Genomic DNA, 14,472 nt, shown 5'->3' on the forward strand with positions numbered 1-14,472 from the left:
AGGTACATGCAATGAGTCGTTGGAAAAGAATATCATTACTCATTATTTTTACGTTAATATTTGGCATCATTGCATTCTTCCACGAATCAAGACTGGGAAAGTGGATTGATAATGAAGTATATGAGTTCATTTATTCTTCTGAAAGTTTCATCACCACAACGATATTTCTCGGTGTAACCAAAGTTGGAGAAGTTTGGGCAATGGTTTGTTTATCTCTGTTGCTCGTTGCTTATTTAATGTTAAAACGTTTAAATATTGAGGCTTTATTTTTCGCAATTGCAATGAGTTTATCGAGTACATTAAACCCATTACTTAAAAATATCTTTGATAGAGAACGTCCAACGCTACTTCGACTTATTGATATCTCAGGATTTAGTTTCCCGAGTGGTCATGCGATGGGTTCTACAGCATTCTTTGGAGGTACGATATATATCGCCAATCGAGTTATGAAGGGTAAATCTAAAGCCTTTATGATTGGTCTCTCAGCTTTATTTATCATTATGATATCGTCATCAAGAGTTTATCTTGGTGTACACTATCCTACAGATATTATAGCAGGTATTATTGGTGGCGCATTCTGTGTCGTATTATCAACATTAATATTACGCCATAAATTGCAAGTATAATTCCATTCAATTCAACTTATGTGCATCCATAGTGTCTGATGTAACTTATAATTTATTTAAAAACACATTAAAAAAGCAGTTAGGTGAATAAATTCATCTAACTGCTTTTATGTGTCAAAATTTATTATAAAAACCGATTTTACAATGTAAAACCGGTTTTTATATTCACGTTGTCTCGCAACGTTAGTCTTTTACGGGCATATAAAAGGGGATATTTTTGAAAATGATCAATCCAAATAAGAACGAAATATGTGTGGGGGGAATGTCTTATTTTGGTATTGATAATCATTTTCAATTACATTATACAACACCGAGAATGATTGTCAATTAAATTCGAATAATTTTTTCAAATTTTATGAAATACCTATATATTACAATAAAAGGGATTAAAATCATGAAGTATTTTAAAAACATTTTGAAATTTTTATACAATAACTTTCTACAAACAAGCATTTATTATAATATATAATTTGAGGTGCTACATATGACAAAAATCTTAATAGTAGAAGACGAGCAAAACCTTGCGCGTTTTATAGAGCTTGAACTTGAACATGAAAATTATGACGTAGATATTGAATATGATGGGAAGCCTGGTTTAGAAAAAGCATTATCAAATACTTATGATTTAATTCTTTTAGACTTAATGCTTCCAAATATAAATGGTTTAGAAATTTGTCGTCAGATTCGTCAAAATCAAACTACACCTATCATTATCATCACTGCTAAAAGTGATACTTACGATAAGGTGGCTGGTTTGGATTACGGTGCGGATGATTATATCGTTAAACCGTTTGATATAGAAGAATTATTAGCAAGAATCAGAGCTATGTTACGAAGACAACCACAAAAGAATCTAATCGATATCAAAGGCATCATTATAGATAAAGATGCTTTTAAAGTCACTGTGGATGGACAACCACTTGATTTAACAAAAACAGAATATGATTTGTTATTTTTACTAGTTGAAAACAGAAACCACGTTCTGCAAAGGGAACAAATCATTACGGACGTATGGGGATACGATACAGAAGTAGAAACAAATGTAGTAGATGTTTACATTCGATATTTAAGAAACAAATTAAAACCCTTTGGTAAAGATAAGTGTATCGAAACAGTACGCGGTGTAGGGTACGTGGTAAGACAATGAAACAACGTAAACTTAAAACTAAATGGATGTTGATTACTACGACGATTACGTTTTTAACCATTTTTCTTTTTAGCATCATAATCATTTTCTTCCTCAGTAATTCATTAAGACATAATGAAGTAGATGAGGCTGAACGTAGTTCGGAAGATATAGTTAAATTATTTGAATCTAAACAAATTGAACACGTCACACCACTTGATTTAAATGCATCCTTAGGTAATTTTCAAAAAGTCATGTTATTTAATGAAGATGGTCACAAATTAATGGAAACATCAAATGATAACTCCATTACGTTTTCTCCGAATATCGTACCGACAAATGTAAATCGTATAGCAGTTAAAAGTGATCACAAAAAAGATTATCTCATCATCACAGATCATATTGAGTCACCAAAATTTAATGGTTACAGTGTGATAGTGCATTCTTTAGAAGACTATAAAGCACTTGTAAACTCTTTATATTTTATCGCTCTAATATTTGGTGTGATAGCAACGTTTATAACTGCAATTATTAGTTATTTCTTTTCTTCGCAAATTACAAAACCATTAATATTGATGTCGAATAAGATGCAACAAATTCGAAGAGATGGTTTCCAAGAAAAAGTAGAATTAAGTACAAATTACGAAGAAACAGACAACTTAATTGTGACATTTAATGAGATGATGCTCCAATTGGAAGAATCTTTTAATCAACAGCGACAATTTGTCGAAGATGCGTCACATGAATTACGTACTCCCTTACAGATCATTCAAGGCCATCTTAATCTCATCAATCGCTGGGGTAAAAAAGATGCTGCTATATTAGAAGAGTCTTTAGATATTTCATTAGAAGAAATGACAAGAATTACAAAACTTGTAGAAGAACTATTATTACTTACAAAAGACAATAATAACAGTAGAGACGGTGAAATTGAAAATGTTGAGATAAATCAAGAGATTGCATCTCGAATTAAATCTTTATCACAATTGCACAGTGATTATACATTTGAATTCGATGCGTTTCCTAAACCATTAAACATAAAAATTGATCGTTATCAATTTGAACAAATGTTGATCATCTTTATTGATAATGCTATGAAATATGATCAGATAAATAAATACATTCAGATACAAACAAAGTTGAGAAACAAACAAATTTCTATTGAAATTACTGATCACGGTGTGGGTATACCTAAAGAAGATATAGAATTTATTTTTGATAGATTTTATAGAGTTGATAAATCACGTTCTCGCAAATTAGGTGGTAATGGATTGGGATTATCTATCGCTAAAAAAATCATAGAACTAAATAATGGTACTATACATGTCGATAGTGAAGTTGATAAATATACAACGTTTAAGATTACTTTTTAACATTCAAAACTAATTGGTGCAAAATGTTTTTTCTAACAACATATATGTTACCCTATTATATATAAAACTTATGAGCAGAACCAAAGTAAAAAAAGGTTCTGCTTTTTTAGTAATAAGTGCGCTATTGGTACTTTAATTTGTATATAATAAGTGCTATTATTGATTTGTAAGCGTTTCAACTATTTTGTGGAGGGTGTAATATGAGCAACGAAAGTCAGGTTTCCGAGGCACCTGTAAATTTCGGAGCAAATCTTGGATATGTTTTAGACTTATATGACATATATCTAGACAATCCTAGTGCAGTTCCAGAAGATTTACAAGTCCTATTTAGTACAATTAAAAACGGTGAAGCAAACATCGCAACAAACACAGAAGGTCAATCAAATGTGACTAAAGGAGATAGCACAATCAAACGTGTTATGCGCCTAATCGATAACATTCGTCAATATGGGCATTTATTGGCAGATATTTATCCTGTAAACCGACCTCAAAGAGAAAACGTACCGAAATTAAACATGGAAGACTTCAACTTAGATCAAGAAACATTAGAATCTATTTCAGCAGGTATTGTGTCTGAACATTTTAAAGACATATATGATAATGCTTATGAAGCGATTGTGCGTATGGAAAAACGCTACAAAGGTCCTATCGCCTTTGAATATACGCACATCAATAATAATCGTGAACGTGTATGGTTAAAACGCAGAATTGAAACTCCATACAAAGCAACATTGAATGACAATCAAAAAATTGAATTATTTAAAAATTTAGCTCATGTTGAAGGTTTTGAAAAGTATCTTCATAAAAACTTCGTAGGCGCAAAACGTTTTTCTATTGAAGGTGTAGATACTTTAGTACCAATGCTTCAACAGACATTAAGAATTGCGAGCGATGAAGGCATACAAAATATTCAAATAGGTATGGCACACCGTGGTAGATTAAATGTATTAACCCACGTATTAGAAAAGCCTTATGAAATGATGATTTCTGAATTTATGCACATAGATCCTATGAAATTCTTACCTGAAGACGGTAGCCTACAATTAACTTCAGGATGGACTGGAGACGTTAAATATCATCTTGGTGGTGTTAAAACTACGCAATCTTACGGTAGTGAACAACGCATTTCATTAGCAAATAACCCAAGTCATTTGGAAATCGTCGCACCAGTAGTATTAGGTAAGACTCGTGCAAATCAAGATACAACAGATAAACCAGGTGCAGTTACTACTGAATTTAAAAAATCAATGCCGATTTTAATACATGGTGATGCTGCCTACCCAGGTCAAGGTATTAACTTTGAAGCAATGAATTTAGGTAATCTAGAAGGTTATTCAACAGGTGGTTCACTTCACATCATTACTAATAACCGCATTGGTTTTACGACTGAACCTGAAGATGGCCGTTCAACAACATATTCTTCAGATGTTGCTAAAGGTTATGATGTGCCAATCATGCATGTCAATGCAGATAACGTTGAAGCTACAATCGAAGCAATAGAAATTGCAATGGCATTTAGAAAAGAATTTAACAAAGACGTCGTGATTGACTTAGTCGGCTATCGTCGTTACGGTCATAATGAAATGGACGAACCATCCATCACAAACCCACTACAATATTATGAAATACGTAAGCATGAGTCTGTTGATATCCTATACGGTAAACAACTCGTAAATGAAAACATTATCTCTGAAAATCAAATGAATCAAATTTTTGATGATGTTCAAAATACATTACGTGCAGCTCATGACAAAATCGATAAAAACGATAAAATGGATAATCCAGATATGCAAAAACCAGATAGTCTGGCAGAACCAATCCAAACTAAAGATGAAGAAGTAAGCTATGAACAACTCAAAGAAATCAACGATGCAATGCTATCGTACCCATCAGATTTCAATGTACTGAAAAAACTTAACAAAGTATTAGAAAAACGTAGAGAACCATTTGAAAGTGAAGACGGATTAGTTGATTGGGCTCAAGCAGAACAATTAGCATTTGCTACAATAACTCAAAATGGTAGACCTATACGCTTAACTGGCCAAGACAGTGAACGTGGTACATTTAGTCATCGTCATGCTGTATTACATGACCCTGACACAGGCGCACAATATGTTCCATTACACAATGTGCCTGACCAAAAAGCAACGTTTGAAGTGCGTAATTCACCATTGTCTGAAGCCGCAGTAGTGGGCTTTGAATATGGTTATAATATTCAAAATAAATCATGTATGACAATTTGGGAAGCCCAATATGGTGACTTTTCAAATATGGCTCAAATGATTTTTGATAATTTCTTATTTAGTTCTCGTGCCAAATGGGGCGAACGTTCTGGGCTAACACTATTCTTACCACATTCATTTGAAGGACAAGGTCCTGAACACTCATCAGCACGTTTAGAGAGATTTTTACAACTTGCCGGTGAAAATAATTCAACAATTGTTAATTTATCTAGCTCTAGTAACTATTTCCATTTATTACGTGCACAAGCTGCTAACTTAGGTACACAATCTATGAGACCTTTAGTTGTGATGTCACCTAAGAGTTTATTACGTAATAAAACAGTTGCAGATCCTATCAGCAAATTCACTTCAGGTAAATTCGAACCTATTTTACCAGAAGCACATGATAAAGCATCTGTTAAAAAAGTTATTTTAGCTTCAGGAAAAATGTTTATTGATTTAAAAGAGTATCTGACAAAAAATCCAAATAAGTCAATTTTACTTGTAGCAGTAGAGAGATTGTATCCTTTCCCTGCAGATGAAATCGATGCATTGTTAAGCGAGTTACCTAATTTAGAACATGTAGCTTGGGTACAAGAAGAACCTAAAAATCAAGGGGCTTGGTCATTCGTATATCCTTATCTAAAAGAGTTAACAACAGACAAATACGATTTGAGTTATCATGGTCGTATACAACGTTCAGCGCCAGCTGAAGGTGACGGTGAAATTCACAAACTCGTACAAAATATGATAATAGAACAAAGTACAAACATTAACTAGGGGGAAGTTAAGCATGCCAGAGGTAAAAGTTCCAGAATTAGCAGAATCCATAACAGAAGGTACCATTGCAGAATGGTTAAAACAAGTCGGTGATAGCGTTGATAAAGGCGAAGCTATCGTTGAATTAGAAACGGACAAAGTTAACGTTGAAGTCGTTTCAGAAGAAGCTGGTGTACTTCAAGAATTATTAGCAAATGAAGGCGATACGGTTGAAGTAGGCCAAGCTATTGCAGTTGTAGGTGAAGGCAGTGGTAATAACACTTCAGAAGCACCTGCGAAACAAGAAGCACCTAAACAAGAAACTGAAACATCTACAGACGACAAATCAGCGCAACCAGCTGAAGCAACTAGCAATGATACAGATGATAAATCACAAGATAATAACCAACGCGTTAATGCAACACCATCTGCACGTAAATACGCACGCGAAAAAGGTATTGATTTATCTGAAATAGCTGCAGCTTCAAATGATGTAGTTAGAAAAGAACATGTTGATCAAAGCCAAACTCAAACAAGCACCCAACAACAAGCACAACCGGCTGCTAAAGAAGAAACGAAAAAACTAACACAACAAAATCCATCAAAACCTGTAATCAGAGAAAAAATGTCTCGTCGTAAGAAAACAGCAGCGAAAAAATTATTAGAAGTTTCTAATAACACAGCTATGTTAACTACATTTAATGAAATTGACATGACAAATGTTATGGATTTACGTAAACGTAAAAAAGAACAATTTATTAAAGATCACGACGGTACTAAACTTGGTTTCATGTCATTCTTCACAAAAGCTGCAGTTGCTGCATTGAAGAAATATCCTGAAGTCAATGCTGAAATTGATGGAGACGATATGATTACTAAACAATATTATGATATTGGAGTTGCCGTATCTACAGAAGATGGTTTACTTGTACCTTTCGTCAGAGATTGCGATAAGAAAAACTTTGCTGAAATCGAAGATGAAATTGGCAACTTAGCGAAGAAAGCACGCGACAAAAAACTTGGTTTAGACGACATGGTTAATGGATCATTCACGATTACCAACGGCGGTATCTTTGGTTCAATGATGTCTACACCAATTATCAATGGTAGCCAAGCTGCAATTCTAGGTATGCACTCAATTATTACGCGTCCAATTGCTATCGATGCAGATACAATTGAAAATCGCCCAATGATGTATATTGCATTAAGCTATGATCATAGAATTATCGATGGTAAAGAAGCAGTAGGATTCTTAAAAACAATCAAAGAATTAATTGAAAACCCAGAAGATTTACTATTAGAATCTTAATCCACAACACAAAATAGTTTACTAACCCTAATACAACGGCGTTTAACGTCGTTGTATTTTTTATGTATTTATGCATTTTTGAAATACACACGGAATCTTTCCTAAATTATGAGTCCTTTGATTTACTAGCTTGTATTTTGTGACAAAAAACAGGCATATTACAACAGTTATGAAATAAAATCAAACACTTAGCAAAAAATAAATCGCTTACATTATAAAATGATATAATATATTTGATATAAATAATTAAGTAGAGAAGATGGAATGATTTTGAAAAAATTATTATTCACAACTTTGGCTACAAGCGATCCTTTAGGTGGTTCTATTGGTAGTCTCCTAGGTGCTATGGCTAGTTCAGCCCTAGATATAAGTAAAGGTGTTTATATAAATATAAAATCTGTAAAAAATGCCGCTGGTAATTACGTGTTTCAAGGTACTAATTGGGGTTATCAATAAAAAAGAAATGATTTTTAATCGTTTAATAAATTAAATAGCGGCATTATAAACAAGTCAATATGATAATCGTTAATCCTAATAGACTGTTTCTATATACTATAAAACAAAGGCATCGATTCCACATTTTAGTGGTGTCGATGCCTTTATTGTTAATAATGTATAACCATATTTATACGAATCGTTGTATCATGGTTATTAGCATAATTGTGAAACATATTCGCATTAAACTTTATTGATTCATTTTCTTTAATGATAAATTGCTCATCTGCTAATATAAGCGTCAATGTGCCATCAAATACGGTTATGTATTCCATAGTGCCAGATCCATGTGGTTCACCGCTCATAGTCCCTCCAGGCTCAATAAGCACCATATAGCTTTCGAATTTTTTCTCAATATCAAATTTAAAATACGGATAAATTTGATATTTATTATCTTCTGATGCTAAAGGTTGAATATCATTCAAAGTGATCTTTCTAATGATTTCATCATTTTCTTGAGTAAGCTCAGTAAATGAAACTTTTAGACCATTAGCTATTTTCCAAAGTGTCGTAATAGATGGTATAGATTCTTTACGTTCAATTTGTCCTAGCATCGTTTTACTTACTTCAGTAAGATACGATAAATGTTCCAGTGAATATCCATTTTGTTTTCTATAGAGTTTTAAATTTTCAGCAATAATATCATTAATTTCTTTCATTCTTTAAACACCTCTATTTACAATATAACGCACATAAAGTATACTTTAAAGTACAAACGTTATAACGCATTTAAAAACTTTATAACGTTTTTCACGATAGGGGGGGAGTGCGTTGTTACTACTCAACATGCTGGTTTATGCTGTTGTAGCAAGCTTTACACCAGGTCCAAACAATATTATGCCTTGTTTTTCTCGCAAAATTTAACCTTTAAAAAAGCATTTCGTTTTTCATTAGGTGTTGGATTGGTTTTTTTAGCTTTACTATGTTTATCCAACATTTTTAATGAATCACTCAATACAGTTTTTCCTAAAATTGAAATATACATGAAAATTTTTGCTTTTATTTATCTTTTATATTTAGCTTATAAAGTATTAATAAGTTCAATCGGTGGCCCAAAAAAATCCTTTGATGAAAAATATAGTAATATAAAATATGCAATGATACTTCAATTTATTAATCCAAAAGGTGTAATTTATGCATTAACAGTTATCTCAACTTTTGTGACACTTAATTATTCCAATTGGATAGTGCAATTGAATTTAGTAATTTTATTGGCTTTTATTGGCTTTCTAGGTACTTTGAGTTGGGCTGCTATAGGTACGCTCTTAAAAGAATGGATTACCAAACATGAATTACTATTTAATATTATTATGTCATGCCTGTTAATTTATGTAGCTTTTAGCATTGTTCTACATTAATTTACGGAAGCTGAGTAGTGTAATGCATTTACTTTCATCACATCTCCTTAAATTGTTGGTCTTTTATCATCATAGCTACTGCTTAATTTTGTTCAATAATCACCACAATAAATACCATTCTAATTACAGGCGACTGATAACCTCATATGCTTTTATGCATCATGACGTTAAATGTTGCTGATAATATTTTCTTGGACTACAACCATAAGATGTTTTAAATCTTCTGTAGAAATTAGAATAATCACTGAAACCACACTGTATTGCAACTTGTTGTGGACTATGACCATTTTTTAACATACGTTGCGCATTTTGAAGTCGTTTATTTAATAAATAGCGATAAGGTGGGTAGCCAACTAAACGTGTAAAATGTTGTGTTATTTTATAACGACTAACTAAAAATTTCTTTTCAATATCTTCTAACGAAATTTGATCTGCATAGTGTAATTCCATATAGTCTAATACTCGTCGAACAAGTTGTGCTTCTGGATCATCATTATGCGTTGGTGATTCGTTCTTTATGAAAATTCTATTTAATAGTATAAAAAATTGCGTTAAAATTGCTTCTTCTGCCAGTGATTTTCCAAATTTTTGATTATCTTGTTCATTAATTAATCCCTGCAATAAATAATATAACTCTCTTTTTTGTGACTCATTTAATTGCAGTAAGTTTTTAAATTGAGATGACTGTGTATCAAAACATTGAGTTAAATCCACAGATTCACTAGACAGTCTTTCTAATAATTGGGAATCAAAACGCAAACCAATACGTTCTGCGTGTCCATCCATTTGTTCGTTTAATTAATGAAATTCATAAGGTGTAATGATAAGCATTGAGCCAACGTCTAATTTGTATTTTCTACCTTCAATTGCGTAAAGCAAGTTCCCAGATAATGAAAAGAATATTTCATAATGATCATGATAATGTAGTTCATTTCCAAAATGACCATCACTGATTTTATGACATGCTGCATATTCACCTTCGTATGGCAATGAGATTGAATCAAATTGAAATTTTATTGCCTTATCTCCAATCATTTAAGCCCTCCTCTCAAAAAACAATCTTTTTTCACGTTTTTACAATATTGCTAATTTTCACATAATTTATAATAACATTATAACACTTAAAGGTATTTAATAATGAAAGGATGAACTAAATTGACTAAACCTCAAATTGGTGTACAAATGATGATGCTTAAGCAAAAGGTTGAAGAAGAAGGCATTTATACAGTCTTACAAAAATTAAGTGAGCTTGGGTACAATGCAGTTGAAGTATCACAAATTGAAATGACAGCGCATAATATTTCTGAAATGCAACGCGCAATTAAAGATTATGACATCAATATTGCTTCCATGTCTTGTGGAGTCGAAGATATATCTGAAGATCAAAAATATTCGGGTGACACTTTGCAGAATGATTTCGATAAAATTGTTGCTGCCTGTAAAGCTGTGGATTGTACAATATTAAGAATTGGCATGTTACCCATGAACTATATGGGATCAAAAGAAAGTACTTTAAATTTTGCTAAAATCTGTGATGAATATGCAACACGTTTAAAAGAAGAAGGCATTGATTTATATTATCATGCACATAATATAGAATTTGTACGTTACGATGGACAATTTATGCTTGATTTAATGCGTGATCATACACAATACTTAGGTTTTGAATTAGATGTGCATTGGATTTGGCGTGCAGGTCTAAACCCAATTGAAGTTATACCAAATTACGCAAATAGAATTCGTGCAATTCATTTAAAAGACTATCGCGTTGGTGAAATTGATATGGCTCAATATCCAGGTGAGGGTCAAGAAAAACTTTATTATATGCTACATATGATTACACAGTTTGCTGAGCTTGGCGAAGGTACTTTACCTTTGAAAGAAATTATCGAAGTAGGTCGTGAAAGTGGCAGTGAGTATTTCTTCGTTGAACAAGACGAGTTACATGGTGCTGATTCATACGATTGCCTAATTACCAGTCGAGATCATTTATTAGAATTGGGATATAAAAACTGGTTCTAATCAGGGCTATATATTAATAAAAATAGAATCAATTTATACATTATTTTGAAAGCGATTACAAACTTTTGATTAAAGGGGGATTCATTCTTATGTTAAAAAATATCGCAATATCCGGATTTTCTGATGAAATATCGTCTGACTTCGAAACACAATTACAAAAAGTTAATGAATTAGGCATGAACTATATTTCATTACGTGGTATTGATGGCGAAAATATCGGTAAATTTACAGTTGATAAAATTCGAACAACGGTTTTACCCAAATTAAAAAAATGGAATATTGGTGTATCATCTATAGGTTCGCCTATAGGTAAAATTTATATTCAAGATGATGCAGCTTTTCAAGAACAACTATCCATATTAAAAACAATGTGTGAAATTGCAAATGAACTTGAATGTAAATATATACCAATTTTCAGCTTTTATATTCCAAAAGAGGACAATTTTGATGATTACGAATCAGATGTCATTTCTAAATTAAAACAATTTGCAACAATAGCTGAACAGTACAACATTATTTTATTGCACGAAAATGAAAAAGACATCTTTGGTGATATTGCACGTCGTTGTAAAGTCATCCTTGATAAAGTAGGTTCAGCTCATTTTAAAGCTATTTTTGATTTTGCTAATTTTGTACAATGTGGCGAAGATACACAAGCATGTTATGATCTCTTATCAAATCATATCGAGTACATACACATAAAAGACGCTGTTTATGAAGATAGTATCAATGTGGTACTGGTGATGGTCAAATAGCATCTATTCTAAAACAAGCCATCGACGGTGGTTATCAAGGATTCTTAACTTTAGAACCGCATCTTGTCGTTTTTGATGTGATTTAAGATTTAGAATTAGAACATTCTACAGAGACTATTCAAAATACTGCAGCAAAAGATGGTGCGGAAGGTTATCAAATGCAATACGAAGCACTTTTAGATATTTTAAAAAATATTGAATATAAGGAGAATGCATAATGAATAAAGTTCGTTTAGGTATTATAGGATTAGGTGCACAAGGTGGAACATATGCAGGTTTTATCAATGATAATAAAATAGCCAATTTAGAACTCGGCGCAATATGTGATATTGATCCAGAGAAAAGAACAGTCGCTGCAGAAAAATATCCCAACGTACCTTTCTACGACAATTATATTGATATGTTAGAAAGTGGGGATGTGGATGCAATTGTAACGACAGTGCCTCATTACTTGCATACAGAAATTGGAAAAGAGGCATTATCTCGAGATATTCATGCATTACTAGAAAAACCTGGTGATATCTATGCAGAAAAAGTAAAAGAAATAAGTGATTTAGCCGCTTCAAAGCCAAATTTAACATTTGGAATCTTTTTCAACCAAAGAACAAATCCACTTTATCAAAAAGTAAAATCTTTAATTGATAACGGGGAAATTGGTGAAATTCGTCGTACCAATTGGATTATTACGACATGGTGGCGTCCACAAGCTTATTATGACCAAAGTTCATGGAGAGCAACATGGTCAGGTGAAGGTGGCGGTGTACTAGTAAACCAAGCACCGCACCAGATTGATTTATTACAATGGCTATGTGGTTTACCTAAAAAAGTTTACGCTAATGTAAAATACGGCTATCAAAGAGATTTAAATGTAGATGATGATGTAACAACCGTATTAGATTACGGTAATGGGGCAACGGGTGTATTCATCACATGTACGCATGACATTATCGGTACTGACCGTTTAGAAATCACTGGTGATAAAGGTAAAATTTTAGTAGAAGATAGCAAAAAAATCACATTGAAGAGCTTGAATCAATCAGAAACACAAATGAACCAAGACATGACTTGGGAAGAAGTGGCAGAGCTTTTCAAAGGCAATGGTATGGGCGATATTTATAAAGAAGAAACATTTGAATTTGAAAGTGTGTGGGGCCAACAGCATATAAGTGTTTTAGAAAACTTTACAGCAAACATCTTAGACGGGACACCTTTAATCGCACCAGGTAGTGATGGTATCAATGTGTAAACTTTGTAAACGCCATGTACTTGTCTAGCTGGTTAGGCAAGGAAGTTTCACTACCAGTGGATCCAAATGAGTTTGAAAATGCATTACAAGAAAAAATCAATTCAGAGAAATAATTTGTCATAACTTATAATCAATGGAGATGGTCAGATGCTTAAAGTAGCTGTTGTTGGTCTTGGAGATATTTCTCATGTACATATCCACGCGATACAAAATAGTACTAAAGCACAATTAGTCGCTGTTTGTGATGAAAATGAAAAATTGAGTCAACAAGTACCACATGTAAATTATTATAATGATTTACAAACCATGATAGATTCTGAAACGTTGGACTGTGTTCATATTTGTTTACCACATTATTTGCATGTTTCGGCTACAACAACATGCGTAGAAAATGGAATTAATGTGCTACAGGAGAAACCATTAGCGGTAAATGCTAAAGAAGGACTCGAGCTCGTAAAGCTTCAACGAAAGTATCCGAATATTAAAATTGGTATATGTTTCCAAAATAGATATAATGCTACTTTCCAAGCATTACAAGAAATTGTTGAAAGTAAAACGTATGGAGAGGTGATTGGTGTAAAGGGATTAGTTACGTGGTTTAGACCTGAATCATACTACACAGACAAACCATGGCGTGGTCAAATGGCTACTGCAGGTGGTGGTGTGCTTATTAACCAATCCATTCATACATTAGATTTAATTCAACTTTTATGTGGAAAAATTGCATCAATCAAAGGCACTGTTTCTCAGTTACTGGACTACGATATTGAAGTGGAAGATACTGCCTCTGCACATATCAAGTTTGAAAACAAAGCAAATGGTATGTTCTTTGCTACAAATGCGAATTTCGGAAATTCAAATGTTGAATTACAGATTATCTTTGAAAATGAAAAATTTACAATCAAAGATAATATACTTACTCGTTTTAATGAAGCGGGCGAAAAGATAAAAATTGCTGAAGATGAAAAAATGACCGGTAACAAAACGTATTACGGGCCAAGTCACGGAAAATTAATTAATGCCTTTTATGACTGCATCAATAATGATAGTAATAACTACGTTCATCCAAAGGATGCATTAACTTCTATCGCTATGATTGATGCCATACAGAAATCATCAGAATCACTTAAAACAGTACAATTCGACAGTATTTAATACCTCAAAATTTTCTATGGTAGTAT

At 32.7% G+C, this 14,472-nt stretch carries 14 protein-coding genes; 11 read left to right on the forward strand and 3 right to left on the reverse strand.

Annotation, left to right across the window (positions count from 1 at the left end; translation table 11 throughout):
* The first annotated feature begins 11 nt into the window (after positions 1-11).
* From SSP_RS06725 to SSP_RS06750, 6 genes are all read left to right on the forward strand, one after another.
* Entirely contained in the window at positions 12-626 is a 615-nt protein-coding gene (locus tag SSP_RS06725; RefSeq protein ID WP_011303103.1) for a phosphatase PAP2 family protein, read from the forward strand.
* A gap of 484 nt (positions 627-1,110) precedes the next feature.
* Positions 1,111-1,773, forward strand: a complete 663-nt coding sequence (locus tag SSP_RS06730; protein WP_011303104.1) for a response regulator transcription factor — start codon at positions 1,111-1,113, stop codon at positions 1,771-1,773.
* Positions 1,774-1,799: 26 nt separating this feature from the next.
* On the forward strand, positions 1,800-3,125 hold the full coding sequence (locus SSP_RS06735; RefSeq protein ID WP_370490730.1) for a HAMP domain-containing sensor histidine kinase: 1,326 nt from the start codon (positions 1,800-1,802) through the stop codon (positions 3,123-3,125).
* A 200-nt stretch (positions 3,126-3,325) separates the two neighbouring features.
* The gene (locus SSP_RS06740) at positions 3,326-6,127 is read left to right on the forward strand and encodes a 2-oxoglutarate dehydrogenase E1 component (RefSeq protein ID WP_011303106.1); all 2,802 of its coding nucleotides are present in this window, start codon (positions 3,326-3,328) and stop codon (positions 6,125-6,127) included.
* A gap of 13 nt (positions 6,128-6,140) precedes the next feature.
* A complete protein-coding gene (sucB, locus tag SSP_RS06745) occupies positions 6,141-7,415 on the forward strand; it encodes a dihydrolipoyllysine-residue succinyltransferase (protein ID WP_011303107.1) in 1,275 nt (424 codons plus the stop codon).
* Between the two features lie 294 nt (positions 7,416-7,709).
* The gene (locus tag SSP_RS06750) at positions 7,710-7,871 is read left to right on the forward strand and encodes a hypothetical protein (protein WP_225791490.1); all 162 of its coding nucleotides are present in this window, start codon (positions 7,710-7,712) and stop codon (positions 7,869-7,871) included.
* Positions 7,872-8,020: 149 nt separating this feature from the next.
* On the opposite strand, the gene SSP_RS06755 is transcribed toward SSP_RS06750, so the two are convergent.
* The gene (locus SSP_RS06755; RefSeq protein WP_011303108.1) at positions 8,021-8,569 is read right to left on the reverse strand and encodes a helix-turn-helix domain-containing protein; all 549 of its coding nucleotides are present in this window, start codon (positions 8,567-8,569) and stop codon (positions 8,021-8,023) included.
* 243 nt (positions 8,570-8,812) lie between these two features.
* On the opposite strand from SSP_RS06755, the gene SSP_RS06760 reads away from it, so the two are divergent.
* Positions 8,813-9,268 (forward strand): LysE family translocator, encoded by a 456-nt coding sequence (locus SSP_RS06760; RefSeq protein WP_011303109.1) that lies wholly within the window; start codon positions 8,813-8,815, stop codon positions 9,266-9,268.
* 159 nt (positions 9,269-9,427) lie between these two features.
* On the opposite strand, the gene SSP_RS06765 is transcribed toward SSP_RS06760, so the two are convergent.
* The gene (locus SSP_RS06765; RefSeq protein WP_011303110.1) at positions 9,428-10,054 is read right to left on the reverse strand and encodes a helix-turn-helix domain-containing protein; all 627 of its coding nucleotides are present in this window, start codon (positions 10,052-10,054) and stop codon (positions 9,428-9,430) included.
* A gap of 12 nt (positions 10,055-10,066) precedes the next feature.
* The gene (locus SSP_RS13170) at positions 10,067-10,303 is read right to left on the reverse strand and encodes a cupin domain-containing protein (RefSeq protein ID WP_011303111.1); all 237 of its coding nucleotides are present in this window, start codon (positions 10,301-10,303) and stop codon (positions 10,067-10,069) included.
* 120 nt (positions 10,304-10,423) lie between these two features.
* Here SSP_RS13170 and SSP_RS06770 point away from each other — a divergent pair, with 120 nt between their 5' ends.
* The 4 genes from SSP_RS06770 (at position 10,424) to SSP_RS06785 (ending at position 14,446) form a co-directional block, all read left to right on the forward strand.
* Positions 10,424-11,290, forward strand: coding sequence for a sugar phosphate isomerase/epimerase family protein (locus SSP_RS06770; protein WP_041784807.1), 867 nt, complete (start codon positions 10,424-10,426; stop codon positions 11,288-11,290).
* A gap of 89 nt (positions 11,291-11,379) precedes the next feature.
* Positions 11,380-12,045, forward strand: a complete 666-nt coding sequence (locus tag SSP_RS06775; RefSeq protein ID WP_011303113.1) for a sugar phosphate isomerase/epimerase family protein — start codon at positions 11,380-11,382, stop codon at positions 12,043-12,045.
* A gap of 217 nt (positions 12,046-12,262) precedes the next feature.
* On the forward strand, positions 12,263-13,291 hold the full coding sequence (locus tag SSP_RS06780; RefSeq protein WP_011303114.1) for a Gfo/Idh/MocA family protein: 1,029 nt from the start codon (positions 12,263-12,265) through the stop codon (positions 13,289-13,291).
* Positions 13,292-13,438: 147 nt separating this feature from the next.
* Positions 13,439-14,446, forward strand: coding sequence for a Gfo/Idh/MocA family protein (locus SSP_RS06785; protein WP_011303115.1), 1,008 nt, complete (start codon positions 13,439-13,441; stop codon positions 14,444-14,446).
* Positions 14,447-14,472 lie beyond the last annotated feature (26 nt).

The organism is Staphylococcus saprophyticus subsp. saprophyticus ATCC 15305 = NCTC 7292 (assembly GCF_000010125.1).
In the GTDB taxonomy this organism is placed as follows: Bacteria; Bacillota; Bacilli; order Staphylococcales; family Staphylococcaceae; genus Staphylococcus; species Staphylococcus saprophyticus.